General features: G+C 65.6%; 19 protein-coding genes and 2 riboswitches. Of the genes, 12 read left to right on the top strand and 7 right to left on the bottom strand.

What is annotated here, in order from left to right:
• The first annotated feature begins 59 nt into the window (after positions 1–59).
• The 7 genes from FHW97_RS07480 to gcvPB all read left to right on the top strand — a co-directional run bounded on the left by FHW97_RS07480 (position 60) and on the right by gcvPB (position 7,368).
• Positions 60–755, top strand: coding sequence for an aspartate/glutamate racemase family protein (locus FHW97_RS07480; protein ID WP_171798513.1), 696 nt, complete (start codon positions 60–62; stop codon positions 753–755).
• Positions 756–760: 5 nt separating this feature from the next.
• The gene (locus tag FHW97_RS07475) at positions 761–1,924 is read left to right on the top strand and encodes a deoxyguanosinetriphosphate triphosphohydrolase (protein ID WP_171798512.1); all 1,164 of its coding nucleotides are present in this window, start codon (positions 761–763) and stop codon (positions 1,922–1,924) included.
• On the top strand, positions 1,917–2,609 hold the full coding sequence (locus tag FHW97_RS07470) for an NAD(P)H-binding protein (protein WP_171798511.1): 693 nt from the start codon (positions 1,917–1,919) through the stop codon (positions 2,607–2,609). The genes FHW97_RS07475 and FHW97_RS07470 overlap by 8 nt, the downstream gene beginning before the upstream one ends.
• A gap of 38 nt (positions 2,610–2,647) precedes the next feature.
• Positions 2,648–2,755, top strand: a riboswitch (glycine riboswitch).
• A gap of 1 nt (position 2,756) precedes the next feature.
• Positions 2,757–2,882, top strand: a riboswitch (glycine riboswitch).
• A 32-nt stretch (positions 2,883–2,914) separates the two neighbouring features.
• Positions 2,915–4,084 (top strand): glycine cleavage system aminomethyltransferase GcvT, encoded by a 1,170-nt coding sequence (gene gcvT / locus FHW97_RS07465; RefSeq protein ID WP_171798510.1) that lies wholly within the window; start codon positions 2,915–2,917, stop codon positions 4,082–4,084.
• The gene (gcvH, locus tag FHW97_RS07460; RefSeq protein ID WP_022676373.1) at positions 4,084–4,455 is read left to right on the top strand and encodes a glycine cleavage system protein GcvH; all 372 of its coding nucleotides are present in this window, start codon (positions 4,084–4,086) and stop codon (positions 4,453–4,455) included. Before gcvT ends, gcvH begins: the two co-directional genes overlap by 1 nt.
• Positions 4,456–4,459: 4 nt before the next feature.
• On the top strand, positions 4,460–5,818 hold the full coding sequence (gcvPA, locus tag FHW97_RS07455) for an aminomethyl-transferring glycine dehydrogenase subunit GcvPA (protein WP_171798631.1): 1,359 nt from the start codon (positions 4,460–4,462) through the stop codon (positions 5,816–5,818).
• Positions 5,815–7,368, top strand: coding sequence for an aminomethyl-transferring glycine dehydrogenase subunit GcvPB (gene gcvPB, locus FHW97_RS07450; protein ID WP_171798509.1), 1,554 nt, complete (start codon positions 5,815–5,817; stop codon positions 7,366–7,368). The genes gcvPA and gcvPB overlap by 4 nt, the downstream gene beginning before the upstream one ends.
• Positions 7,369–7,458: 90 nt before the next feature.
• Here gcvPB and FHW97_RS07445 read toward each other — a convergent pair whose 3' ends face one another.
• Positions 7,459–7,596: an entericidin A/B family lipoprotein gene (locus FHW97_RS07445; RefSeq protein ID WP_022676376.1), complete on the bottom strand. Its 138-nt coding sequence runs from the start codon at positions 7,594–7,596 to the stop codon at positions 7,459–7,461.
• 107 nt (positions 7,597–7,703) lie between these two features.
• A complete protein-coding gene (locus FHW97_RS07440) occupies positions 7,704–8,615 on the bottom strand; it encodes a DMT family transporter (RefSeq protein ID WP_171798508.1) in 912 nt (303 codons plus the stop codon).
• A 90-nt stretch (positions 8,616–8,705) separates the two neighbouring features.
• Here FHW97_RS07440 and FHW97_RS07435 point away from each other — a divergent pair, with 90 nt between their 5' ends.
• Positions 8,706–8,951 carry a hypothetical protein gene (locus tag FHW97_RS07435; protein WP_169047892.1) on the top strand — a complete coding sequence of 82 codons (246 nt, stop codon included), beginning with the start codon at positions 8,706–8,708 and terminating at the stop codon, positions 8,949–8,951.
• A gap of 3 nt (positions 8,952–8,954) precedes the next feature.
• On the opposite strand, the gene FHW97_RS07430 is transcribed toward FHW97_RS07435, so the two are convergent.
• The 3 genes from FHW97_RS07430 to FHW97_RS07420 form a co-directional block, all read right to left on the bottom strand.
• Complete coding sequence (locus FHW97_RS07430) at positions 8,955–10,454, bottom strand: CpaF family protein (RefSeq protein ID WP_028657883.1); 1,500 nt, start codon at positions 10,452–10,454, stop codon at positions 8,955–8,957.
• Positions 10,455–10,555: 101 nt separating this feature from the next.
• A complete protein-coding gene (locus FHW97_RS07425) occupies positions 10,556–12,127 on the bottom strand; it encodes a hypothetical protein (RefSeq protein WP_171798507.1) in 1,572 nt (523 codons plus the stop codon).
• 211 nt (positions 12,128–12,338) lie between these two features.
• Positions 12,339–13,115: a winged helix-turn-helix domain-containing protein gene (locus FHW97_RS07420; protein WP_210426742.1), complete on the bottom strand. Its 777-nt coding sequence runs from the start codon at positions 13,113–13,115 to the stop codon at positions 12,339–12,341.
• 373 nt (positions 13,116–13,488) lie between these two features.
• Between FHW97_RS07420 and FHW97_RS07415 the strand changes: the two genes are divergently transcribed.
• The 3 genes from FHW97_RS07415 (at position 13,489) to FHW97_RS07405 (ending at position 18,139) form a co-directional block, all read left to right on the top strand.
• Complete coding sequence (locus FHW97_RS07415) at positions 13,489–14,811, top strand: MFS transporter (protein ID WP_171798630.1); 1,323 nt, start codon at positions 13,489–13,491, stop codon at positions 14,809–14,811.
• The gene (locus FHW97_RS07410; RefSeq protein ID WP_171798506.1) at positions 14,808–16,910 is read left to right on the top strand and encodes an alpha-galactosidase; all 2,103 of its coding nucleotides are present in this window, start codon (positions 14,808–14,810) and stop codon (positions 16,908–16,910) included. Before FHW97_RS07415 ends, FHW97_RS07410 begins: the two co-directional genes overlap by 4 nt.
• Before the next feature lie 68 nt (positions 16,911–16,978).
• Positions 16,979–18,139, top strand: coding sequence for a glycoside hydrolase family 68 protein (locus FHW97_RS07405; protein ID WP_171798505.1), 1,161 nt, complete (start codon positions 16,979–16,981; stop codon positions 18,137–18,139).
• Between the two features lie 27 nt (positions 18,140–18,166).
• Here FHW97_RS07405 and FHW97_RS07400 read toward each other — a convergent pair whose 3' ends face one another.
• Positions 18,167–19,135, bottom strand: a complete 969-nt coding sequence (locus FHW97_RS07400; RefSeq protein ID WP_253941635.1) for a substrate-binding domain-containing protein — start codon at positions 19,133–19,135, stop codon at positions 18,167–18,169.
• A gap of 323 nt (positions 19,136–19,458) precedes the next feature.
• On the opposite strand from FHW97_RS07400, the gene FHW97_RS07395 reads away from it, so the two are divergent.
• Positions 19,459–21,933: a TonB-dependent receptor domain-containing protein gene (locus tag FHW97_RS07395; RefSeq protein ID WP_171798504.1), complete on the top strand. Its 2,475-nt coding sequence runs from the start codon at positions 19,459–19,461 to the stop codon at positions 21,931–21,933.
• A gap of 118 nt (positions 21,934–22,051) precedes the next feature.
• Here the strand turns inward: FHW97_RS07395 and FHW97_RS07390 are convergent, their stop codons facing one another.
• Entirely contained in the window at positions 22,052–22,981 is a 930-nt protein-coding gene (locus tag FHW97_RS07390; RefSeq protein WP_171798503.1) for an ROK family protein, read from the bottom strand.
• Between the last annotated feature and the right edge of the window lie 281 nt (positions 22,982–23,262).

The raw sequence follows: 23,262 nt of genomic DNA, 5'->3' as shown, positions 1-23,262 counted from the left end.
AAGGCTGAAAACCATCGAAACGGGACTGACCGGCGGGGGCGCCGGTGGGAGATAGTGGTTTGCGCAAGATTGGCCTTATCGGCGGCATGAGCTGGGTTTCGACCCGCACGTATTACGAGCACCTCAACAAGCTGGTTCAGGCGCGCACAAGCACGTTGTCGAGTGCGCCATTGCTGATCGAAAGCCTGGATTTCGCCGGTCTGGCCCGGCTTTCGACTGCGGATGAGTGGGCCCACGCCGCGACTGTCCTGGTGCAGAGCGCCAAGCGGCTGGAACAGGCCGGCGCCACCGCGCTTCTGATCGGCGCTAACTCGATGCACAAGGTCTATGACCAGGTGGCCGCGTCGGTGGGCGTGCCGGTGATCCACATTGCCGATGCCGTGGGCGCGCGGATGCAGGCCAATGGCGTGAAGACCGCGGCGCTGATCGGCTCGCGCAATGTCATGGTCGAAAGCTTTTACCGCAAGCGTCTGGTTGCCCATGGCGTGACGCTGCTGCCGCCGGTGATGGACAATGTCGATGAGATCGACCGGATCATCTATGAAGAGCTGATGCAGGGTCGCGCCACGCGCTCGGCCGAGCGCACGTTCAAGACCTTGTTGACCACGATGGGCCAGGCCGGCGCGCAAGGCGTGGTGCTCGGCTGCACCGAACTCGACATGGTGATCGATGTCGATGCCAACGTGCTGCCGATCTATGATGGCACGCGCATTCATGCCGAAGCCGCCGCCGACTGGATCCTGGACGCGGGGTGACCGGCATGCGCGCGCCCTGGGCCTGCGATCCCGCTACTTCGCGCGGGCGAGAGTTTGCGCCAGAACAGGGCGGGGTGCGCGGCCCGCGCAGCGAGTTCCAGCGCGATCGCGATCGGATCATCCATTCGATCGCGTTTCGCCGCTTGCGCCACAAGACGCAGGTGTTCATCGCGCCCGACGGCGATCACTATCGTGTGCGGTTGACGCACAGCCTGGAAGTGGCGCAGATCGGGCGCGTGATTGCCCGGGCCCTGGGCGCGGACGAAGACCTGACCGAAGCACTGTGCTTGGCGCATGATATTGGCCATCCCCCGTTCGGCCATGCCGGCGAGGACGCGCTGGAGGCGGCGCTGGCAAGCTGCGGCGGATTTGATCACAACGCCAATACCTTGCGCGTGCTGATGCGCCTGGAAAGCCCCTATGTTGAGCACGATGGCCTCAACCTGACCTGGGAAATGCTCGAAGGCCTGGCCAAGCATAACGGGCCGGTGAAGAAGCCCACCTGGGCGCTGGCCGAACTCGACGCGGCGTTCCCGCTCGACCTGGCCAGTCACGCCTCGATCGAGGCGCAGATCGCCGCGATTTCCGACGACATTGCCTATGACAACCACGATATCGACGATGGACTGCGCGGCGGTTTCCTGACGCTCGACGATCTGCTGGAACTGCCGTTCGTGGCCGATCAATGGTACGCGATCGAGGCGCGCCATCCCCATGCCCCGCGCGAGCGGCTGCTGCGCGAATTGGTGCGGGGGCAGATCGGCCGCATGGTCAACGACGTGATCGGCGAAACGCGGCGGCGCCTGGATGATAGCGGCGTTGACAGCGTGGCGGCTGTGCGCGCTGCCGGGCGCGCGCTCTGCGGGTTTTCCGAAGAGGTGCGGCGGGAAGAACGCACACTCAAGCAGTTCATGTACGCGCGACTCTATCTTCACCCCGAGCAGGTGGCTGCAGCCGATCGCGCGCGGCATGTGGTTGAAACGCTGTTTGCTGCCTATCGCGCCGATGCCGGACACATGCCGGCCGCCTGGCAGGTGCGCTTGCCGGCGGCAGAGCCGGCGCGCAGCCGCGTTATCGCCGATTTCATTGCGGGCATGACCGACCGCTATGCGATCGACTGTTATGCCAAGATCGTCGGGCAAGTACCTGATGGACTTAGCAATGTCTGATCCGATGCGCGTCCTTTTGATGGGCGCGACGGGGCTGGTCGGCCAGGCCGTGCTGGATGCCGCTGCTGGCCGGCCTGGCGTGCGCATGGTTGCCTTGGGGCGCGGTGCGGCGACCTTGCCTGCCGGCGCGCAGATGGAGCAATTGGTGATCGCGCCCGAACACTGGGCCGATGCCGTGGCGCAGGTGCGCCCCGATGTGATCGTGCTGGCCTTGGGCACGACGATCGCGGCGGTGGATGGCGATCGCGCCGCGTTTCGGGCGGTGGACCATGACCTCACGCTGCGCTGTGCGACGGCGGCGCGCCAGGCGGGCGTTGGCCATGCGATCCTGGTTTCGTCGGTCGGCGCTGATCCGGCCGCGCGCACGTTCTATCTCGCCACCAAGGGTGCGGTGGAGCGGGACGTGGCAGCGCTGGGCTTCGCCCGGTGCGATATATTTCGACCCGGCCTGCTGCGCGGCGCCCGCCAAGGCGCGGTCCGCCCGGCAGAGCGCTTGGGCATGGCGGTGGCGCCGCTGGTCGATTGGGCGCTGAGGGGCGCGCTTTCCCGCTATCGCTCGATCACCGCCAGCACGGTGGGCCAGGCGATTATAAACCTGGCCAGCGTCCAGGCAGATGGGCGGTTCGTCCACCATTTTCGCTCCATCCACAGCGCTGCGCGCGGGACTGCTTATCCAGGCAGTTGACTTGCACGGGGTGCCTGCGCGAAAGGGCGGGCCTGTCGCTGACCCGCGCGGGAGAGTTTGCTGCTGATTCGCATATGTGAAAAAGCAGTGACGCCGAAGGAGCAACCGCCCCGGAATCTCTCAGGCTAAAGGACCGCACGGGGTCTATAGCGACACTCTGGAAAGTGCTGCATTTCCGCAGGGAAATGGGGCCGCCGAAGGGGTAACCCCGCGATGCGCCACAACTAGGGGCGCGGGGGAAAGCTCTCAGGTTTCCGTGACAGAGGGGGCACCGTTGGGTGCACCTCTGTGCGGAGTTGAAACTTGTGAGTGACACATACGATCTCGCCCCGATTGCGGGCGAAAAGCCGCTTATCCTCACCCTGCCTCTCGATGCCTGGCACCGCGCACGCGGCGGCCGGATGGTGGAATTCGCCGGCTATCACATGCCGGTGCAGTACGAAGGCATTCTGGCCGAACACCAGTGGACCCGCGCCCATGCCGGGCTGTTTGATGTGTCGCACATGGGCCAGTTGGTGCTGCGCGGTGACCATGCCGGGCAGGCGCTGGAGGCCTTGCTGCCCGGCGCGTTCACCACGCTCAAGCCCGGCAAGCAGCGCTATTCGCTGCTGTTGGCGGACGACGGCGGCGTCCTTGACGATCTGATCGTGACCAATCGCGGCCCGGATTTCTACGTGGTGGTCAACGGCGCCACCAAGCATGCCGATATCGCCCACATCACCGCGCGCCTGCCGCACGGCGTGACGCTGGACCACTTGGCAGACCACGCGCTGCTGGCGCTGCAAGGACCGGAAGCCACCCTGGCGCTCGGCGCGCTGGGCCTGGTGCCGGCGGCCGATCCGGCCCGAACGCTCGACAGCCTGGTGTTCATGGAAGCTGCGCCGTTCGTGTGGAACGGTGTGGCGCTGGGCGTCAGCCGGTCGGGTTATACCGGCGAAGATGGCTTTGAGATTTCGGTTCACGCCGATCATGCAACGGCGCTGGCCGATGCCCTGCTGGCCCAGCCGCAGGTCAAGCCGATTGGCCTGGGCGCGCGGGATTCGCTGCGCCTGGAAGCCGGCCTGCCGCTCTATGGCCATGATCTTTCGCCCGATATCGATCCGGTAGAGGCCGATCTTGGCTTTGCCATTCCTGCCCGCCGCCGCGTGGCCGATGCCGGTTTCCCCGGTGCCGCACAACTGGCCAAGGCTTTTGCCGAAGGCACTGCGCGGCGCCGCGTGGGCCTGCTGATTGAAGGCCGCATGGCCGCACGCGAAGGCGCCGAGGTCTTGGCCGATGGCCGCACCGTTGGCACCGTCACTTCTGGCGGCTTTGCCCCCAGCCTGGAGCGGCCGATTGCCATGGCCTTCGTCGAAACCGCGCTGGCCACACCCGGCACCGCGCTGACCCTTTCCGTGCGCGGCAAGAGCCTTGCCGCCACTGTCGTTTCGCTTCCCTTCCATCCCCATCGTTACGTGCGCAAAGGAGCCGCCTGATGACCCGCTATTTCACCGCTGATCACGAATGGCTTGTGGTTGAAGGCGATGCTGCAACTGTCGGCATCACCGACTATGCGCAGAGCCAACTGGGCGACATTACCTTTGTCGAACTGCCCGCCGTGGGCGCTGCCCTGGCCAAGGGCGACAGCGCGTCTGTCGTGGATTCGGTCAAGGCCGCTTCGGATGTCTATGCCCCGGTTTCGGGCGCCGTTACCGAAGTGAACCCGGCCCTGGAAGACGCCCCCGAACTGGTCAATTCCGCGCCGGAAGGCGAGGGCTGGCTGTGGCGCATGACGCTGGCCGATGCCGCCCAGCTTGATGGGCTGATGGACGAGGCGGCCTATGCCGCCCATGTCGCGGGGCTTTGACACGATGCGCTATCTTCCCTTGAGTGACCGTGATCGTGGCGAGATGCTCGCCACGATCGGGGCGCCCGATATCGACGCGCTGTTTGCCGATGTTCCGGCGGCGGCGCGGCTCTCTGGCCCGATTGCGGGCCTGCCGGGCCATGCCAGCGAAATGGCGGTGGAACGCCACATGGCGCGGCTTTCGGCCGAAAGCCTCACCGCCGGCCAGGTGCCATTCTTCCTCGGGGCAGGGGCCTATCGCCACCATGTTCCCGCGACGGTCGATCACCTGATCCAGCGCGGCGAGTTCCTCACCGCCTACACCCCCTATCAGCCGGAAATCGCGCAAGGCACCTTGCAGGTGCTGTTCGAATTCCAGACCCAGGTGGCGCGCCTGTTCGGCACCGATGTGGCCAATGCCTCGCTCTATGATGGCTCGACCGCTTGCTGGGAAGCCATCGCCATGGCTGGCCGCATCACCCGCCGCAGCAAGGCCGTGCTCTCGGGCGGCCTGCACCCGCACTATGTCGGCACGGCGCAGACCATGGCGCGCTTTACCGGTGATACGCTGGTAACGGCGAAGCCCGAAGTGTCGGCACAGGCCGATGACGAAGCGCTGATCGCCGCGATCGACGCTGAAACATCGTGCGTGCTGGTACAGTATCCTGATGTGCTGGGCCGCATTCCCGACCTCAAGCGCATTGCCGCGGCTGCCCAGGCCAGGGGCGCGCTGCTGATCGCGGTGGTGACCGAACCGGTTGCGCTGGGCCTGATCGAAAGCCCCGGCACGCTGGGTGCTGATATCGTCGTGGGCGAAGGCCAGTCGCTCGGCGTTGGCCTGCAGTTCGGCGGGCCATACCTGGGCCTGTTTGGTTGCCGCGAAAAGTATGTGCGCCAGATGCCGGGCCGCCTCTGCGGCGAAACGGTGGACGCCGATGGCAAGCGCGCTTTTGTGCTGACCCTTTCCACGCGGGAACAGCATATTCGGCGCGAAAAGGCGACGAGCAATATCTGCACCAATTCAGGGCTTTGTGCCCTGGCTTTCAGCATTCACCTGAGCTTGTTGGGTGGCGAGGGGCTGGTCCGCATGGCCCGCGCCAGCCATTTGCGCGCGGTCCAGGCGGCCACTGCGCTGGCGGCGCTGCCCGGCGTGGCCCTGGTCAACGCCAGCTATGTCAACGAGTTTGCCATCACGCTGCCGCGCCCGGCGGCCGAGGTGGTGGATGCGCTGGCGGCCCGCCGCGTGCTTGGCGGCGTGGCCCTGTCGCGGCTGGTGCCGGGGCAGGCTGATCTCACCCATGTGCTGCTCGTCGCCACCAGCGAACTGACGACCGATGAAGACATCGCGGCCCTGTGCGCCGCGCTTGCGGAGGTACTGGCATGACTGTTCTGAACCCCGCCGGCTGGCGCCCCGAACTGGGCGAGCGCATTCCTGCCGCGCTAGAAGCGCCCGAAACCGTGACCGGCAACCGCGCGCTGCACCTGGAAGAACCGCTGCTGTTCGAAGTGGGGCGGATGGACCACTGCGGCGTCGATTTCGACGACGTACCCGGATCGCCGCTCGCTGGCCTCGCCCTGCGCGCTGCCCCAGTGGACCTGCCGGGCCTGAGCGAGCCGGAGGCGGTGCGCCACTACACCCGCCTCTCGCGCCAGAACTATGCGATCGACCTCGGGCCGTTCCCGCTCGGCAGTTGCACGATGAAGCACAACCCGCGCCTGGACGAAAAGGTCGCGCGGATGCCCGGTTTTGCCGATGTGCACCCGCTGCAACCGGTAGGCACGGTGCAGGGCGCGCTCAAGGTGATCGACGAACTGGCTGACTGGCTGGTCAAGCTGACCGGGATGGCCGCCGTGGCGATGACGCCCAAGGCCGGTGCGCATGGCGAACTGTGCGGCTTGCTAGCGATCCGCGCCGCGCTCGATGCGCGGGGGGACAAGCGCGAGGTGATCCTGGTGCCCGAAAGCGCGCATGGCACCAACCCGGCCACCGCCGCCTTTGCCGGCTTCCAGGTGGAGGCGATCCCCGCCACCGACGATGGCCGCGTCGATACCGCCGCGCTGATCGGCAAGCTCGGCCCGCATGTGGCCGGGGTGATGATCACCAACCCCAACACCTGCGGCCTGTTCGAGCGCGATCTCAAGACCATTGCCGATGCGGTGCATGCCGCTGGCGGCTATGTCTATTGCGATGGCGCCAACTTCAACGCCATCGTCGGCCGGGTGCGCCCGGGCGATCTGGGCGTGGATGCCATGCACATCAACCTGCACAAGACCTTCTCCACGCCGCACGGCGGGGGCGGTCCGGGTGCAGGGCCAGTGGTGCTGTCGGACGCGCTGGCTCCGTTCGCGCCGCTGCCGTTCGTCAAGCCTGGCAGCGATGGCATGCTGCGCCTGGTGGAAGAGGCCGATAGCGCCGGCGAGGCGCCTGAGGCGTTTGGCCGCATGTGCGCGTTCCATGGCCAAATGGGTATGTTCAGCCGTGCGCTGGCTTATATCCTGAGCCACGGTGCAGATGGCCTCGCCCAGGCATCGGGCGATGCCGTGCTCAACGCCAACTATGTGCTGCGCCGCTTGGAGCATGTGCTGCATGCGCCGTTTGCCGCAGCCGGCCCGTGCATGCACGAGGCGCTGTTCAGCGATGATGGCTTTGCCGATGGCTTTGCCACGCTGGACCTCGCCAAGGGCCTGATCGACGAGGGCTATCACCCGATGACGGTCTACTTCCCGCTGGTCGTGCACGGTGCGATGCTGGTTGAGCCGACCGAGACGGAAAGCAAGGCCGGCCTCGATCAGTTCATCATGGCGATGGAAAGCCTGGGCGCGCGCGCGAAGGCGGGTGATCCCGCGCTCAAGTCTGCGCCGCACTTCGCTCCGCGCCGCCGCGTGGATGAAACCCGCGCTGCACGCAAGCCGCGCCTGGTGTGGAGTGCTTGAGGCGCGCCTAGGAATTTGATGGCCAAACGTAAAAAGGCGCCGCAAGATACTGATCTTGCGGCGCCTTTATTATTTCAGATCGCGGCGTACTTACTTGCCGTTGATTGCGTCCGAACCGGCCTGGCCAGCAGACTGGATGTCCTTGCCGGCGCCCTTGACGGTGTTGCACGCAGCCGTGCCCAGCAGCAGGCCGCCCATGGCGGCCGCGACGATGATCTTGCGCATCATGAGATTGGCTCCCTTCCTTGTGGGACGAAAGGCTTGAAACATGCCCTTCCGAACGCGCACAGAACGAGCCAATTCGCATGCGGTTCCTTGCCCTAAGGACCCTGCAGTTACGCCATGGCAGAGGCGGTAGCCGGGCTGGCTTGCTGCTGTCGGTGCCGCACATGTTCGCGCCAGGCGATGATCAGCCCTGCCGCAATCACGATCGGCGCACCGATCCAGGTGGTGGCAGGCGGCAGGTGGGCAAAGACCAGCCAGCCCCACAGCGTGGCCCAGCCAAATTGCGAGTAATCCATCACGATCACGCTGGACACCGGGCCGAACCGCAGTGCGGCTGTCATCAGCAATTGCGCGCCAAGGCCGGCCAGGCCAATGCCGCCGAGCATGAGCCAGCCGAGGGCATCATGGTGCACCCCGGTGCGGAACAGGAACAGCGCCAGGAACGGCGCGCTCATCGCGGAAAAATAGAAGACCACTGTCAGTGGCTCTTCCGTGCGGCCAAGGTCGCGCAACTGGATCGAGACCAGCGCGACCATGAACGCCGCGCCGACGCCAACCGCCACGCCCAGCGCGGGCAGGTGGGTCTGGTTCGGGCCGGCAATGATCACGATGCCCAGCAGGCCCATGGCCACCGCCGTCCAGCGCCACGGGCCTACCCGTTCCTTGAGCAGGAGCGCAGAGAGGATCACGGCAAAGACGGGGGCGGTAAAGCCCAGCACGGTCGCCTCGGCCAGGGGCAGGATCTGCACGACGCCGAGCGTAAGGAACATGCCGGCCGTGCCGATCATCGCGCGGCGGAAATGAACCCACGGCCGCGCCGTGCGCAGGCGATGCAATTGCCCACGTGCACCAAGCCAGCCGAGCAGCATGAGCGCCGGCAGCGTCTGCCGCCAGAACATGGTTTCGGGCAGCGGCATGCCACGCTCGCCGGTCAGCTTGACCAGCACCAGCATGGTCGACAGCATGGCCATTGCCACCAGGCGCAGGCCCAGGGCCAGAAAGGGTCTTTCACGAGACGGCATGGCCCGCGCGCCTAGGCGCAGGGCGATGCGAGTGCAAGGCTTGTCGATCGCGGGGTTGCATCGTGCCGGCGCTGCGGCCATGGCGCCGCCATGATCGAACGGTGGCGCACGATAGACTGGCAGCAGGTGTGGCAGGGGCCGTGGCAAGCCGTGGCGGCCGTTGGCGCCGTGCTGCTGGCGGTGGCGATCGTGGCGCTAGTGGCCGAACGGCGGCGCAGCAAGCGTGCCGATCTCGATCGCGTGGGCTGCATGCCCTGGACGATGATCTATGCCCTGTGTTTTTTCATGGCCTGCGTGCTGCTGGGCGGCGCGTTGCGCACCGCCCTGGCAAGCTGACGATCAGAGGCAGGCTTCCAGGAACGCCTGGTCAAAGCCGAACTGGCGTGCCTTTTCCAGCGTGTAGGGGCGCAGGCCCGACGGGCGAAACTCGCCGATGATCTTGCCCTCTTCGGTTTCGTCGAGATATTCGAACTTGAACAGTTCCTGCGTCACGATCACATCGCCTTCCATCCCGATCACCTCGGTGATGTTGGTCGTACGGCGGGAACCGTCGCGCAGGCGCTTGACCTGAACGATCAAGTCGACGCTTTCGGCAATCTGGCGGCTGATCGCTTCCTTGGGGATCTTGATATCACCCATCAGGATCATGTTTTCCATACGGCCCAGGCATTCGCGCGGGCTGTTGGCGTGCAGCGTACACATCGAGCCATCGTGGCCGGTGTTCATCGCCGCCAGCAGGTCAAAGCATTCCGCGCCGCGAATTTCGCCCAGGATGATGCGGTCAGGGCGCATACGCAGCGCGTTCTTGACCAGATCGCCGATGGTGATCGCGCCCTGGCCTTCGAGGTTGGGCGGGCGGGTTTCCAGCGGCAGCCAGTGCGGCTGTTGCAGGCGCAGTTCGGCCGCGTCTTCGATCGTCAGCACGCGTTCGCCCGGGTCGATCATCTTGGACAACGCGTTGAGCATCGTGGTTTTCCCCGAGCCCGTGCCCCCGGAAATCACGATATTCATGCGGCACGCCCCGGCGATTTTCAGCGCCGTGCACATCTTGTCGCTCATCGAGCCGAAATCGCGCAGCATATCGAGCGTGATCGGCTTTTCGGAAAACTTACGAATGGAGATCGCCGTACCGCGCAATGAAAGCGGCGGCACGATCACGTTGACGCGGCTGCCATCCTTGAGGCGGGCGTCGGCCAGCGGCGTGGTCTGGTCGACGCGGCGGCCGACTTGGTTGACGATGCGCTGGGCGATCTGGAACAGGTGGCTTTCATCGCGAAAGCGGATCGGGGCGAGCTGCAGCTTGCCCTTCTTTTCGATGTAGGTCTGTTCCGGCCCGTTGACCATGATATCGGACACGTCGGGATCGTTGAGCAGTTCCTCCAGCGGCCCGAACCCGAGCAGTTCGTCGATCAGCACCTTTTCCAGCGCGAATTGCTCGCGCCGGTTGAGCGTCACTTTCAGTTCGGCCAGCACTTCCATGATGATCGGGCGGAATTCTTCCGACAGTTCATCCTTGGTCAGCGTTGCGGCGGCTTCGGGATCGACACGTTCGAGCAGGCGCGGCAGCACCTGTTCCTTGATTTTGTGGACCGACGCCTCGAAGCCTTCGGCCTGGTAGGTGTTGTCCACCACGCCGTTGATGCGTTCGGCCAGGCGGCTCATCGCATCGGCATGCTTGCCGCCCATGTCATCGTTGGCGCCGGGCAGAGGGCTTGCTTCGACAAAGCCAGCGGGCACGGCCGTTGCGGCTTCGCCAGTTTTCATCGGCCGGGCAACGCCGAACGAGGGGCGCGCGGCGGTGGCTCCACCCAAACCTGTCTTCCGGCCAAAAGCGCTCATGCGTCTTTTCCTGTCAACTCGTTCTTCCGGGGCCGTAGCCCGACAATGGTCAGGAACGGCTTTTCAGACGTAGTGAATACGAGGGAAACCTTCAGGATTCCCTAAAAACGGACAAAAGGCCGCAATGGCGCCGTACATGGCGGTGTTGCCTGGCCGCGCGGCGGCAATCCTTCACCAACTCTATAGAAATGAAAGGCTTGGCCATCCAATCCGGCCGGGACGTCTCCGATCCGCCGAATCAGCGGCGGCATGTCGGGCAGGGAAAAGTCACTCAGGAGATAAAAGCCGCCTTCGTGTTTCGCCGTGGCCGCCAGTACGCGATAGAACTGCGCGCCATCGACCAGCTTTTGCGGTTCGGGATTGTTCCAGCGGGTAAAACTTTGCGTGCAGCGCTTGCCCAGGCGTTGAAATGGCATGCCGCTCAGCCCCGAAATTCCCTCGCCCGCGCTTTCCGGAAAAGCCAGCCAGCGTTCCTGGCTCAGGTTATGAGACGCGATCCAGGCGGAGGCGCGATCGCTGTTGTTGAACGGCATGATCAGGGCGACCACCGCCATGAACACGCCACACCCCGCCACCAGCCATAGCCACGCGCGCATCCACACGCCAGGGCCGGCCCCCCCGGCAAGGGCCTGGCGCCAGACCATCGCCACCAGCAGCAGCGTGCTGAGCATGAGGTGGCGGACCGAGAGGGCGTAAACCGCCACGCTGAACGCCAGCGTAAAGCTCACGAAAGCGGCGAGTACCACGCGGTCGGCCCAGCAGCCGCGCAGTTGCGTCCAGGCCATGGCGGCCAGCGCGAACAGGGCCAGCGCACCCAATAGCGCAGGCGGTGGCTGATCCCATTCCGGGCGCAGGCCATGCCACTGCAGCGGCAGGCCCTGTGCGCTCATCCCTGCCAGCCAATCGACCAGGCGGGCAAACGGGCCATGCTGGGTGATGGCGGGCGCCACGTCGGGCGCGGGGCGCACCCACCATGCTGCCAACAGGCCCGAGGCGATCCACCCGCCCAGCCAGCCCAGCGGCGCGCGTCGTTCGGCCCAGCGCCAACCGACGAATACGAACGACAGCACCCCGAACAGGAAATCACACTGCGGCAACAGCACGATGAAGGGCCAGGCCCAGTGCTCTCGCCGCCACAGCGCCAACGCAAGAAAAACGCAGGCCGCGCCCAGTGTCAGGCTGCGCGACACGGTCAGGAATTCGAAAAGCACGAATTCCGACAGGGCCAGGCACAGCCGCTGGCTGCGCGCAAAGGGTGCACCTAGCAGGATGGCAAGCTGGCCCGGAACCGCAATCAGGGCGGCTGCCACCGGCAGGGTCAGCAATGGTGCAGATAGAAAGTGCGCCAGACCGCGCAGGATCGCGTACCACAGCGGGGGATGGCCTTCATAGCGCAGCGCGGCAAGCAGATCGGGCCAAGTTGGCGTCTGCACCGCGATCAACACGGCCTGCCATTCGTCCAACCAGGGTTTGTGCGTGATGATCAGCAGGATTTGCAGGGCGACAACCGCGCAAATCGCGCCGGTCCACGCAACGGTTGTGGCCAAGGCTGCGTTGACGGCGCGATCCAGCGCCAAGGTCGTGCGGGCGATCCAGGCCAGCGCCTGGGCGAGCAGCGGCGCCCGCGCGCAAAGCCAGGGTGCGATCGTGTCGCCGCCGTGGATCTGCGTCATGCCCTGTCTGCCCCTTTTTGTCCGTCGCTATGGCTAGGGCGGGAATAAAAGGACGGAGGCCAAGGAATGGTTAACGCGCGCTTGCTGGCGCCATGCACAAACGCGAACGGGGCTGCACCGCCTGGCGATGCAGCCCCGTTCCAAGTCCTTCAAGACGCAGCAGCGCGGAGGGACGCGGCGCCAGGTCTTGGGGCGTTGCGTCAGTTCGCGATCAGATGCGGGCGGCGAACAGATAGCCTTCGCCACGGACCGTGCGGATCAGGGCGCCGCCGCCGTGGCGCACCAGCTTGGCACGCAGGCGCGAAACGGCGACATCGATGGCGCGGTCAAACGCTTCGGCTTCGTCGCCATGGACCAGGCGCAGCAGCGCTTCGCGGCTGACGACCTGGCCGGCGTGGACTGCCAGGGCATGCAGCAGCTTGAATTCGCCGCTGGTCAGGTCAACGTCGCGGCCGGCGGCATCGCGCACCACATAGAACGTGGGATCGAGCACCCAGCCGGCAAAGGTCAGCACCGGCGTGGCAGCGGCGCGCGCGGTGGCGGCGTTACCACGGCGCAGCACCACGCGAAGGCGGGCAAGCAGTTCGCGCGGATTGAACGGCTTGGCGAGATAATCGTCTGCGCCCAGTTCCAGGCCGACGATGCGATCGATATCGCTGGCCACGGCCGACAGCAGCATGACCGGCGGCGTGCCGGGCTGTTCGGCCATTTCGCGCAGCAGGCCGAGCGAATCCTCGCCACGGGCCATGACATCGAGGATCACCGCATCGATCGGTTCCTGCGACACCAGATGGCGCAGTTCGGTGCCATTGGCGACGGGCACCACGTGCATGCCCTGGCCTTCCAGGTATTCACGCAGCATGTCGCGGGTCTGCTGATCTTCATCGAGCAGGGCGATGCGGGCATCATGGGTGCGGCGCATGGCGGGTTCATAACCGTTGGCCGGAGCGGGTGCGGTGATCATCGCGTCGTTGCGGGCAAAGCGCATGGCACCGGCGGGATTTGGGCGGAGTTCGGAGTGTGCAAGGGGCATTCGTCAGGGTCCATCAGTGGGAGGGGAGGGATGAGGGACACCGGCTTAACGAGGGGCGTGGCAAAACCCTTCGCGGCAAGTTTCTTTTTCTTGCGGTTCGCGCGGTTTTCGTGCCGAAGATCGACGAGCCCATTTTGCAATCGATTGTTGTAAGGGCGCATTGTCTGTGCCATGGTGCACGCGAAGGGCCGGTGAAGCCCCTTGGGAGAGCGTCATGGAATTTGCCCGCAATCAGGCCGAAACTCCGCCAGGCAGCACGGTGCCGGGCAGCGGTTGCGTGGCATCGGGATCTGCGCGGCCACATCTGTCGCTGGCGCGCATCCTGGAAATGAACCTGGGCTTCCTGGGTCTGCAATTCAGCTTCGGCTTGCAGCAGGGCAACATGGGCCCGATCTACAGCTATCTTGGCGCCAACGAGGCGCAGCTTCCGCTGCTTGGCCTGGCCGGGCCGATCACCGGGTTGCTGGTTCAGCCGCTGATCGGCGCGCTGTCTGATCGCACCGCCAGCCGCTGGGGCCGCCGCACGCCCTATTTTCTGATCGGGGCCGTGCTCTGCGCCCTCGGGCTGTTCATCATGCCGCTGTCTTCTTCGGTGCTGATGGCTGCTTCGCTGCTGTGGCTGCTCGACGCTGGCAACAACATCACCATGGAACCCTACCGGGCCTATGTCTCTGACCGGCTCAATCCCAACCAGCGGCAGACCGGGTTCCTGTCGCAAAGTGCGTTCACCGGCCTGGCGCAGATGCTGGCATTTCTGACGCCCTCGATCCTCGTCGGCCTGGGCATGAACCAGGATTGGGTCGATGCCCATGGCATTCCCTATACCGTGCGGGTGGTGTTCACGCTGGGCGCCGTCCTGTCGCTGGTGACGATCCTGTGGTCGGTGTGGCGCGTGCCGGAACTGCCGCTGACACCGCAGGAACGCGTGCATATCGATGCCGCGCCCAAGGGCTTTGGCGCGGCACTGGCCGAGATTGCCGACGCCATTCGCACGATGCCGGTCGCCATGCGCAAGCTTGGGCTGATGAGCCTGTTCCAGTGGTCGGCGATGTCCGGCTATTGGCTCTATGTCACCTATTCGATTGCGCGGACGGTCTATCACACCGCCGATGCACATAGCTCGGCGTTCCACAGCGCGGTGCTAACCAATGGCGAAATGGCCGCGTTCTACAACGGCATTTCGTTCGTTACCGCGTTTGCCATGGTGCCGCTGGTGCGCCGGATCGGCCCGGGACCGCTGCATGCGCTGTGCCTGCTGGCCGGTGGCGTGGGCATGCTGGCGCTGCCGCACATTACCGACAAGGCGCTGCTGTTCTTGCCGGCGGTGGGCGTGGGTCTTGCCTGGGGCAGCATCATGGGTAACCCCTATGCCATCCTCACCAATTCCATCCCGCCGGCCCGCACCGGGGTCTATATGGGCATTTTCAACATGATGATCGTGATCCCCATGTTGCTGTTCGCGGTGGTGATGAGCGAGTTGGACCTGGGCTTCATCAAGCTGGGGCTGGGTGTCTATTCCCATGTGCTGCGTGGCGATCCGGGCAATATGCTGTCGCTGTGCGGCGCGTTGTTGATCGCGGCGGCGCTGTCGGTCCTGTGGGTGCGCGAAGGGCGCGCCCATGCCGTGGCCCAGGCGCAAGCCCTGGCATGAGCGGCATGTTTGCCTTGAATAGCGGCGATGCGGCAATCGTGCTGGAGCCGCGCGAGGGCCGCGCTCCCGCGTGGCGCCATTGGGGCGCGGCGGTGGATGTTGCTGGCCTGCCGCCGCTGGCGGACACGCGCGGCGCGGCATCGTTTTCGTTTGACGAAGACGTGCCGCTCGATAGCGCGCCGGTGGGCGGGCTGGGCTGGTTCGGCCCGGCTGCGGTGGAACTGCGTGATGCCACCGGGGCCGGCATGGTCGTTTCCTGGACCAACAGTGATGTCACCCGCACCGACGACGGACTGGTGATCTGCCTTGACGATACGGTTCAGGGCGTGCGCCTGGTGCAGACCATCGCCGCCGATGGTCATGGCGGCTTTCGCATCGGTGCCACGCTGACCAATACCGGCCCTGCGCCGATCCAGCTCGATTGGCTGGCCAGCGCCGTGCTGCCGTTGCCGGGCGATGCCGCGCAGCTGGTGTCCTGGCGCGGGCGGCACAATGCCGAATTGGTCGAAAGGATCGAGCCCTTGCCTGCCCATGCCTGGCAGCGCGAAGGGCGGCGCGGCATTGCCGGCCATGGTGGCCCGGCCGGGCTGTTCGTGCTGGGCGAGGGGGCAGGGCATGCCACCGGCCCGGTTCACGCGCTGCAACTGTGCTGGTCGGGCGACAGCCTGATCCGGGTGGAGCGCGATGACGAAGGGTTCTTCATCGCCATGGCTGGCGCGCGCCTGGCACCGGGCGAGGTGGTTCTGGCCCCCGGCGCCAGCTGGCGCGCGCCCGATCTGATGGCAGCCTGGTCCAGCCACGGCCGCAACGGCGCCACGGCGATTTTCCATGCAGCGGTGCGGGCCATGGTGCGTTGGCCGGGCGGGGCGATGCCGCCGCGCAAGGTCCATCTCAATTCGTGGGAAGCCTGTTATTTCGATCATGACGAGGCACGCATCCTCGCCCTGGCCGAAGCCGCCGCGCAGATCGGCATAGAGCGCTTCGTGCTCGACGATGGCTGGTTCGTGGGGCGCAACGACGATACGGCCGGGCTGGGCGACTGGACGCCCGATCCAGCCAAGTATCCGCAGGGGCTGGCGCCGCTGGCGCACCGGATCATCGCCACGGGCATGGAATTCGGGCTGTGGGTCGAGCCGGAAATGGTCAACCCCGACAGCGATCTCTATCGCGCCCATCCCGACTGGGCACTGGCTTTGCCTGATCGTGCGCAGCCCACCGCCCGCAACCAGCTGGTGCTGGATCTGTCGCAGGCAGCGGTGCGTGACTATCTGTTCGATTGCCTCGACCATCTGCTGCGCGAGGTGCCGATCAGCTATCTGAAATGGGACCACAATCGCGATCTGGCCCCGGCCGGTGGCGCGGCACAGGTGCGCGGGCTGTATGACTTGCTGGCCCGCTTGCGCGCCGCCCATCCCGGCGTCGAGATAGAGGCCTGTGCAGGTGGTGGCGGGCGCAGCGACGCCGGTATGGCGCCCTATGTCCACCGCTATTGGACCAGCGACAATATCGATGCCGTCAGCCGCGTGGATATCCAGCGCGGGTTCCTGGCTTTCCTTCCACCCGAGATGATGGGCAGCCACGTCGGTGCCAGCCCCGCCCATGCCACGGGCCGGGCGCAGGCCCTGGCGTTTCGCGCTGCCGTAGCCATGCCGGGGCATTTCGGCGTAGAGATGGACCCGCGCACGCTTGACGTGGCACAGCGGGATGAACTGGCCGGCTGGATCGCGTTTCACCGCACGTGGCGCGATCTTCTGCATGGCGGGCAGGTGTGGCTGGGCGAAGGCCCCGATGGCCTGGTGTGGCAGGCCCAGGGCAACGCCCAGGCGCAACTGCTGTTTGCCATTCGCCGCGCGCCGGCCGCTGATCGGCGGCCACAGCCGCTGCGCCTGCCGCATCTGGCCGGGCAGGGGGCATGCAAGGTGCGCCTGCTGCGCCTGGCCGGTGGCACTGGTGGCCACGCCGCCCCAACCACGCCGCTCCATCGTGCCATGGTGGATGCGCCGGTAACGCTGGCGGGCAACTGGCTGGCCCATGCCGGTTTGCCGATGCCGCCGATGAATGCCCAGACCGTGGCGATCTTTCATATCGAGGCCGGGTGAATGACCTGGCCGCTTTACACCCTCCACCCTTCCTCGCGCGCCTGACGCGCCAACCAGCACGAGGTCGCATGTCCGCCGATCGTCCTTCTTTCCAGCCCGATGCGCAAACGATTGCTCACCCGGTCACCCGGCAGCCGAGCCGTTGGGAGCCGCATGGCTACGACGCCGTGCCCGAAATTCCGCTGGTGACGGCGGCGGATGTCGCGCCGATCATGCCCGGCCTCGATCTGTGGGACTGCTGGCCGCTGGCGCACGAAGATGGGCGCACGGCGGTGCATGCCGGGCGCACCTGGTGGTTCTTCCTCAGCGCGCCGTGCTTCCCCGATCCGGTGCAGCGGCACGATGTGGCGCGCATCCGCCTGCTGTCGCACGGTGCCGATGGCTGGCGCGATCATGGCAACGCCTTGCCCGATGGGCTCAACCCGGGCACCCGCGAATGGGCCGGCTGCGCCGTGGTGATGGATGACGGCGTTTCGGTGACGCTGTTCTACACGGTGGCCGGTCGCCAGGGCGGGGCCTTTTCCTATGAGCAGCGCCTGTTCGCCGTGCCGGGCACGCTGGGCGCGGATGGCCCGGGGCAGTGGCAGGCTCCGCAGGAAATCGTTGCCGCCGATGGCCGCCGCTATATTGCCGATCGCCAGGAAATCACCAATCCCGCGCCTGGTTCGATCAAGGCGTTTCGCGATCCGGCATGGTTCCGTGACCCCGCCACTGGCCAGCGTCACATCGTCTTTACCGGCAGCGCAGCCTGGACCGACAACCCGCACAACGGGCTGGTGGGCCTGGCCACGCTGAGCGATACCGGCTGGCTGCTGGAAGATCCGCTGGTCGAGGCGATCGGCACCAACAACGAAATGGAGCGCCCCTGCGTGGTATGGCGCGAGGGCCGTTATTACCTGTTCTGGTCCACCCAGCGGCACACCTTCGCCCCCGGCGCGGTCGATGGGCCCAACGGCCTTTATGGCATGGTGGCCGACAGCCTCACCGGCCCGTGGCGCCAGATCAACGGCAGCGGCCTGGTTGCCCCCAATCCAGCCGGCGAGCCCGGCCAGACCTATAGCTGGTGGGTGACGGGCGAAGGCGCGGTGTGGAGCTTCATCGACTATTGGGGCATGAACGGACGCAAGCTGGCCGATCATCCCGAACTTCTGCGCGCCCAGTTCGGTGGCACGCCGGCGCCAGTGTTCCACCTGGCGTTCGACGGGGATCGCGTCACCGTCGCGGCCTGAACCTGGCGGCTTGGCCCCCCGTGCCGGTCAGGCGCTTTCGCGCACGACCAGTTCGGGGGCCATGATCGTTGATGGGGTTTCCACGCCGGCGATGCGCTGGGTCAAGAGGTCGACCATCGCGCGCGCCCCGCCAGCAATATCCTGGCGCACGGTGGTAAGCTGCGGCACGGTTTGCGTGGCGATCGGCACATCGTCAAACCCGGTCACGGCCACATCGTGGGGCACACGCACGCCGCGTTCGTGCAACAGGCGCAGCGTGGTCATCGCGATCACGTCAGACGCGCAGACGATGCCGTCGATCAGGCCGGCGAACTGCTCAAGGTGCCCGGCCACCTGTTCGGGGATTTCCTCGTTGGACAGATGGGTCGAGCACGCCACGAGCGGCGTGGCCCCCGCGCATGCCGCCACGGCATCCTGCGCCCCGGCCAGGCGGTCGGCGATTTCCGGCGCGCCGGTATCGCCAAAGAACACGAGCTTGCGCTTGCCCTGGTCGAGCAGGCGCTGCGCCGCTAGGCGGCCGCCCAGGCGATTGTCGGTGCCCACGGTGCAATGGATCTGTCCATCGCGGTGGCTGCCCCACACCACCATCGGCAGATAGCGCTCTGCCACCCGCTCGATCGCCTCCATCTGGTTGGACTGGCCGATCACCAGGGCACCATCGAGCATGCCGGAATCGACGATGCGATCCAGCCATTCGTCATCGCCCGGGATAACGCGCGACAGCATCAGGTCATGGCCGCTTTCCGTCAGCGCATCGGCCAAGTGCCCGAACAGCGTCATGAAGAACGGGTCGGAAATGTGTTGGCGGCGCTCGTGGCCGAGCGGGATGACCACGCCGATCACACCGGTGCGCTGCGTGCGCAGGCGGCGGGCCATCTGGTTGGGCCGGAACCCGTGCTCGCGGGCGATGGCCTGGATGCGCTCGCGCGTTTCGGCGTTGACCAGGCTCTTGCCGGCCAGCGCGCGCGAAACAGTGCCGGCCGAAACACCGGCCATGCGTGCAAGTTCCGCAATGTTGCGGATCCTGGGTTTGCTTGCCTCTCTTACGGTCTTTTCGTTGGACGTTTCGGTCATGGCCACGCTTTTAGCTGGGGGAACCCTGAAAGCAAGGTGGAGCAGGCAACTTAAAGCCCTGCAACGCCGGGCTTCGAGGCGGTGGGTGATGCAGCGATGCCACAGCCCGAGGCAAAGTGATAGCTGAAGATGCAATCCATTGCATAGCGTGCAAATGCGCATTGCAAACGATTGTAGTGGTGCGTATCAGGCTATTTATCGATTCCCGCTCCGCATGTGGGAACGTGTTCATGGGAGAGTACCTGATGAAGCCGTCCGCTTTTCTGTCGTGCGCGTCGCTCGCCGCCGTTGCCGGTGCGCTGATTGCCACGCCCGCCCTGGCGCAGGATGCCCAGCCGGCCGCGACCCCCGCCGATGACGCCGCCGATGTCGCCCCGATCGTGGTGACCGCCGCTGCCGGCGGCAAGTCTGCCCAGCTTTCGTCGATCTCGGTGTCGCAGATCAACCAGGAAGCGGTCACCAACTTCACCCCGCGCTCGCAGGCCGAAGTGCTGCGAACGATCCCCGGCCTCAACGTGCAGGACACCGCCGGCCCGGGCGGCAACGCCAACATCGGCGTGCGCGGTATTCCGGTTTCCACCGGCGGTTCGGAATATGTCGGCCTTCAGGAAGATGGCCTGCCGGTCACCCTGTTCGGCGATATCCAGTTCGGCAACAACGACTACTGGGTGCGCTTTGACAACAACGTGAACCGCGTGGAAGCGGTGCGCGGCGGTTCGGCCTCCACCTTCTCCAGCCAGGCGCCCGGCGCGGTCATCAACTACGTGTCCAAGACCGGCGAGCATGACGGCGGCGAAATCGGCCTGAGCCAGGCGCTCAACTATCGCGAAACCCGCGTCGATTTCGATTACGGTGGCCACCTGTCCGACAGCGTGCGCTTCCACCTGGGCGGCTATGCGATCGATGGCAACGGCCCGACGCACCTGCCGTACAAGGCGCAGAGCGGCTATCAGATCAAGGGCAACATCACCAAGGACTTTGACGACGGCAAGGGCTACATCCGCTTCAATTTCAAGCGGTTGGACGACAAGGAACCGACCTTTACCTCGATGCCCAGCCTGGTGACGCTCTCGGGCAACAAGATCACCGGCTACAGCACGTTCGACGGCGTTGACGCGCGCAAGTATGCCTCTACCGGCATCTATAACCAGAACTTCCAGATCCTTGATGCCAACGGCAACGTGCGCACCGTGGCGATGGAAGGCATTCACCCGGTCGCCACCGCGCTGGGCGGCGAATTCCACTATGAATTCACCCCCGCGTTCACCGTGACCGACAAGGCCCGCTGGACCTCGATGAGCGGCACCTTTGCCAACCAATGGACCGGTGAAGCCACCGCCGCCTCGCTCGCGGGTCTGGGCACGCTGCGCTATGCCGCCGGCCCCAACGCCGGCCAGGTCTATAACGGCCGTTTCGTCAGCAACAGCGCGCAGGCCTATGTCGACATGAAGGATGTCGGCAGCCTGGTGAACGACCTGACGTTCAGCGGCAAGTTCGACGTGGGTGACGGCGCCAAGGTCAAGGCCAACGCTGGCTGGTTCCACATGCGCCAGACCGTGGCGATGGATTGGCGCATCAACAACGCCACGCAGACCCTCAACGGTTCGAGCAACCCCGTGCCGCTCGACCTGTTCGATGCTGCCGGCAACCAGCTGACCGCGCAGGGTCTGACCGGCTTCAACAACCAGTGGGGCGGCTGCTGCGGCGGGCGTTCGTATGACGTCAGCTACACCGACGATGCGCTGTATGGTCAGCTCGAAGGCCAGGTTGGCCACCTCAACCTCGACGGCAGCGTGCGCTATGACAGCGTGAAGGCATCGGGTGCGGCCTATGCACCGCAGGCCGTGGGCAACGTGACGGTTACCGACGCGCTCGGCTCGGCCTCGATCCCGGCCTACAACACCAAGTCCACCCCGGACAACGTGCTGAACTACACCAAGAGCTATGTCAGCTGGTCGTTCGGCGCGCTCTATGAAGTGAGCAACGATACCAGCGTGTTCGTCCGCGTCAGCCGCGGTGGTCGCTTCAACGCCGATCGCCTGCTGTACAACAACGCCAATTTCACTGCCGATGGCAAGCTGACGGCCGGTGGCGATCACCTGTCGGTCAACTATGTCAGCCAGCAGGAACTGGGCCTCAAGCAGCGCGGCAATGTGGGTGGCGGTCGCTACCACGCCGAAGTCACGCTCTATCGGGCGCAGGTGAAGGAAAGCAATTACGACTTCACCGCTCCCTCGCGCGGGGAAAGCCCGTTCATCGACGCGATCTACCACTCCTATGGCGTGGAAGCCTCGGGCGGCGTGTCGGCGGGTCACTTCTCGCTCGACGGCTATGTGGTCTATACCCATGCCGAAAACGTCGGCACCAAGACTACCCCGGTCGCCATGCCGAAGTGGACCTGGCTGGTTTCGCCCAGCTATGACGCGGGCGTTGCCGCCATCGGCTTCTCGGCCAGCGGCCAGTCCAACTTCCTGGTTTCGGGTGGCTACACCGCGCCGGGCCGCACGTTTGTGAACGGCTTCGTCAAGGTTCGCCCGGCCGACAAGCTGGAAGTGAGCTTCAACGTAAACAACCTGTTCAACACGCTGGGCTATCGCGCAAACAACGGTTCGATCGCGGTGGGTCCGGGCACGGCCGGCCTGTCTGCCAACCAGGCGATCTTCGACAACAGCGCCATGCTGGGCCGGACGATGAGCGCTTCGGTTCGTTACAAGTTCTGATCCACGGGAGGGCGGCCGGGGCATTCCCGGTCGCCTTTCTCATGTCAGCTGAACAGCAAAAAGCCCGGCAAGGTCAGACCTTGCCGGGCTTTTTGCATGCGCCGTGCGGCAGGCTGGATCAGCCCGGCAGGGCCACGTCCAGCGCCTGGCAGCCCAGCGCGATCGCGCCGGTGATGCCGGCATCGTCGCCCAGGCCCGGCGTGACGATATAGGTTTCCAAGCCAGCGTCGAGGCGCGGGTGGCTGACATAGCCGTTGAGCTTGGCTTCGGTCTGGCGGCGAACTGATTCCACCAGGCCCGGCGCCTTCATCACGCCGCCGCCGAAAATCAGGCGATCGGGCATGTGCAGCAGCACCAGGCTGGCCGCGAGGTGCGCGATATAGCCGCCGATCAGGTCGATCGCGGCTTGATCGCCGGCCAGCTGGTCCAGGCTCTTGCCCCAGCGCTTTTCGATCGCCGGGCCTGATGCCAGGCCTTCCAGGCAATCACCGTGGTAGGGGCACGATCCTGCGAACGGATCGAGCGCGCGATCGTGCGGGGGCAGGATATGGCCGCTTTCAAAGTGCGAAATGCCCATCAGCGAGCGGCCATGGCTGACCACGCCCGTGCCCACGCCGGTGCCGATGGTGGTATAGGCCAGCGTGCGGCAACCCTGGCCCGCGCCTTTCATCCATTCGCCCAGGCATGCGCCGTTCACATCGGTATCGACCACGATCGGCGCGCCGAAGCTGCCCAGCACATCGTGGAAACGCGCGCCCTGCCAGCCCGGCTTGGGCGTGGTGGTGAACGTGCCATAAGTGGGCGAGGTGGGATCGATGTCGATCGGGCCGAAGCTGGCAACGCCAAAGGCGGCGACGGGGCCGTGCTCTTCCTGCGCGGCGGCAAAGAAATCGGCCAGCGCGGGGAAGCAGGTTTCGGGCGTTTGCGTGGGAATGCGCGTGCGCGCCAGGATTTCGCCTTCCGGGGTGGCGAGTGCGGCGATGAACTTGGTTCCGCCTGCCTCGATCGCACCGATCAGGGGGGCACCGTTGAGCGGGGCAGCAGGCATTATTTCTCCCTTTGGATCGCACAAATCGGACGGTCCTTGAAGGCGTGATGCCAGCATGGTCAACCTCTTTGCAATCGAATTATCACGAAAACGGCGCGATCATGCGCGCGGCAGGAAATTGCGCGCGCTACCATGGCCAGGCATGGAAACGTGCTTGGCAGTGCCCACCCCGCTTGCATACTTATGCGACGTGCATCGCGCCGCATGAGCGACTAGGGCAGGCATCGACAAGGACCCAACCCAAGGGGTCGCACGTTGCCATGCAAGCGCGCACGGCATTC

This window comes from Novosphingobium sp. SG754, from assembly GCF_013149315.1.
Classification (GTDB): Bacteria; Pseudomonadota; Alphaproteobacteria; order Sphingomonadales; family Sphingomonadaceae; genus Novosphingobium; species Novosphingobium capsulatum.
Note: the sequence above shows the minus strand (reverse complement) of the source record. Positions and strands in the feature narration are given on the sequence as shown.

Excerpts from the sequence above, each read along its gene's own strand:
- FHW97_RS07475 (WP_171798512.1), top strand. The coding sequence starts at position 761 with ATGCGCGCGCCCTGGGCCTGCGATCCCGCTACTTCGCGCGGGCGAGAG.
- FHW97_RS07470 (WP_171798511.1), top strand. The coding sequence starts at position 1,917 with ATGTCTGATCCGATGCGCGTCCTTTTGATGGGCGCGACGGGGCTGGTC.
- gcvH (WP_022676373.1), top strand. The coding sequence starts at position 4,084 with ATGACCCGCTATTTCACCGCTGATCACGAATGGCTTGTGGTTGAAGGC.
- gcvPA (WP_171798631.1), top strand. The coding sequence starts at position 4,460 with ATGCGCTATCTTCCCTTGAGTGACCGTGATCGTGGCGAGATGCTCGCC.
- gcvPB (WP_171798509.1), top strand. The coding sequence starts at position 5,815 with ATGACTGTTCTGAACCCCGCCGGCTGGCGCCCCGAACTGGGCGAGCGC.
- FHW97_RS07445 (WP_022676376.1), bottom strand. The coding sequence starts at position 7,596 with ATGATGCGCAAGATCATCGTCGCGGCCGCCATGGGCGGCCTGCTGCTG.
- FHW97_RS07440 (WP_171798508.1), bottom strand. The coding sequence starts at position 8,615 with ATGCCGTCTCGTGAAAGACCCTTTCTGGCCCTGGGCCTGCGCCTGGTG.
- FHW97_RS07435 (WP_169047892.1), top strand. The coding sequence starts at position 8,706 with ATGATCGAACGGTGGCGCACGATAGACTGGCAGCAGGTGTGGCAGGGG.
- FHW97_RS07430 (WP_028657883.1), bottom strand. The coding sequence starts at position 10,454 with ATGAGCGCTTTTGGCCGGAAGACAGGTTTGGGTGGAGCCACCGCCGCG.
- FHW97_RS07425 (WP_171798507.1), bottom strand. The coding sequence starts at position 12,127 with ATGACGCAGATCCACGGCGGCGACACGATCGCACCCTGGCTTTGCGCG.
- FHW97_RS07420 (WP_210426742.1), bottom strand. The coding sequence starts at position 13,115 with ATGCGCTTTGCCCGCAACGACGCGATGATCACCGCACCCGCTCCGGCC.
- FHW97_RS07415 (WP_171798630.1), top strand. The coding sequence starts at position 13,489 with ATGAACCTGGGCTTCCTGGGTCTGCAATTCAGCTTCGGCTTGCAGCAG.
- FHW97_RS07410 (WP_171798506.1), top strand. The coding sequence starts at position 14,808 with ATGAGCGGCATGTTTGCCTTGAATAGCGGCGATGCGGCAATCGTGCTG.
- FHW97_RS07405 (WP_171798505.1), top strand. The coding sequence starts at position 16,979 with ATGTCCGCCGATCGTCCTTCTTTCCAGCCCGATGCGCAAACGATTGCT.
- FHW97_RS07400 (WP_253941635.1), bottom strand. The coding sequence starts at position 19,135 with ATGGCCGGTGTTTCGGCCGGCACTGTTTCGCGCGCGCTGGCCGGCAAG.
- FHW97_RS07395 (WP_171798504.1), top strand. The coding sequence starts at position 19,459 with ATGAAGCCGTCCGCTTTTCTGTCGTGCGCGTCGCTCGCCGCCGTTGCC.
- FHW97_RS07390 (WP_171798503.1), bottom strand. The coding sequence starts at position 22,981 with ATGCCTGCTGCCCCGCTCAACGGTGCCCCCCTGATCGGTGCGATCGAG.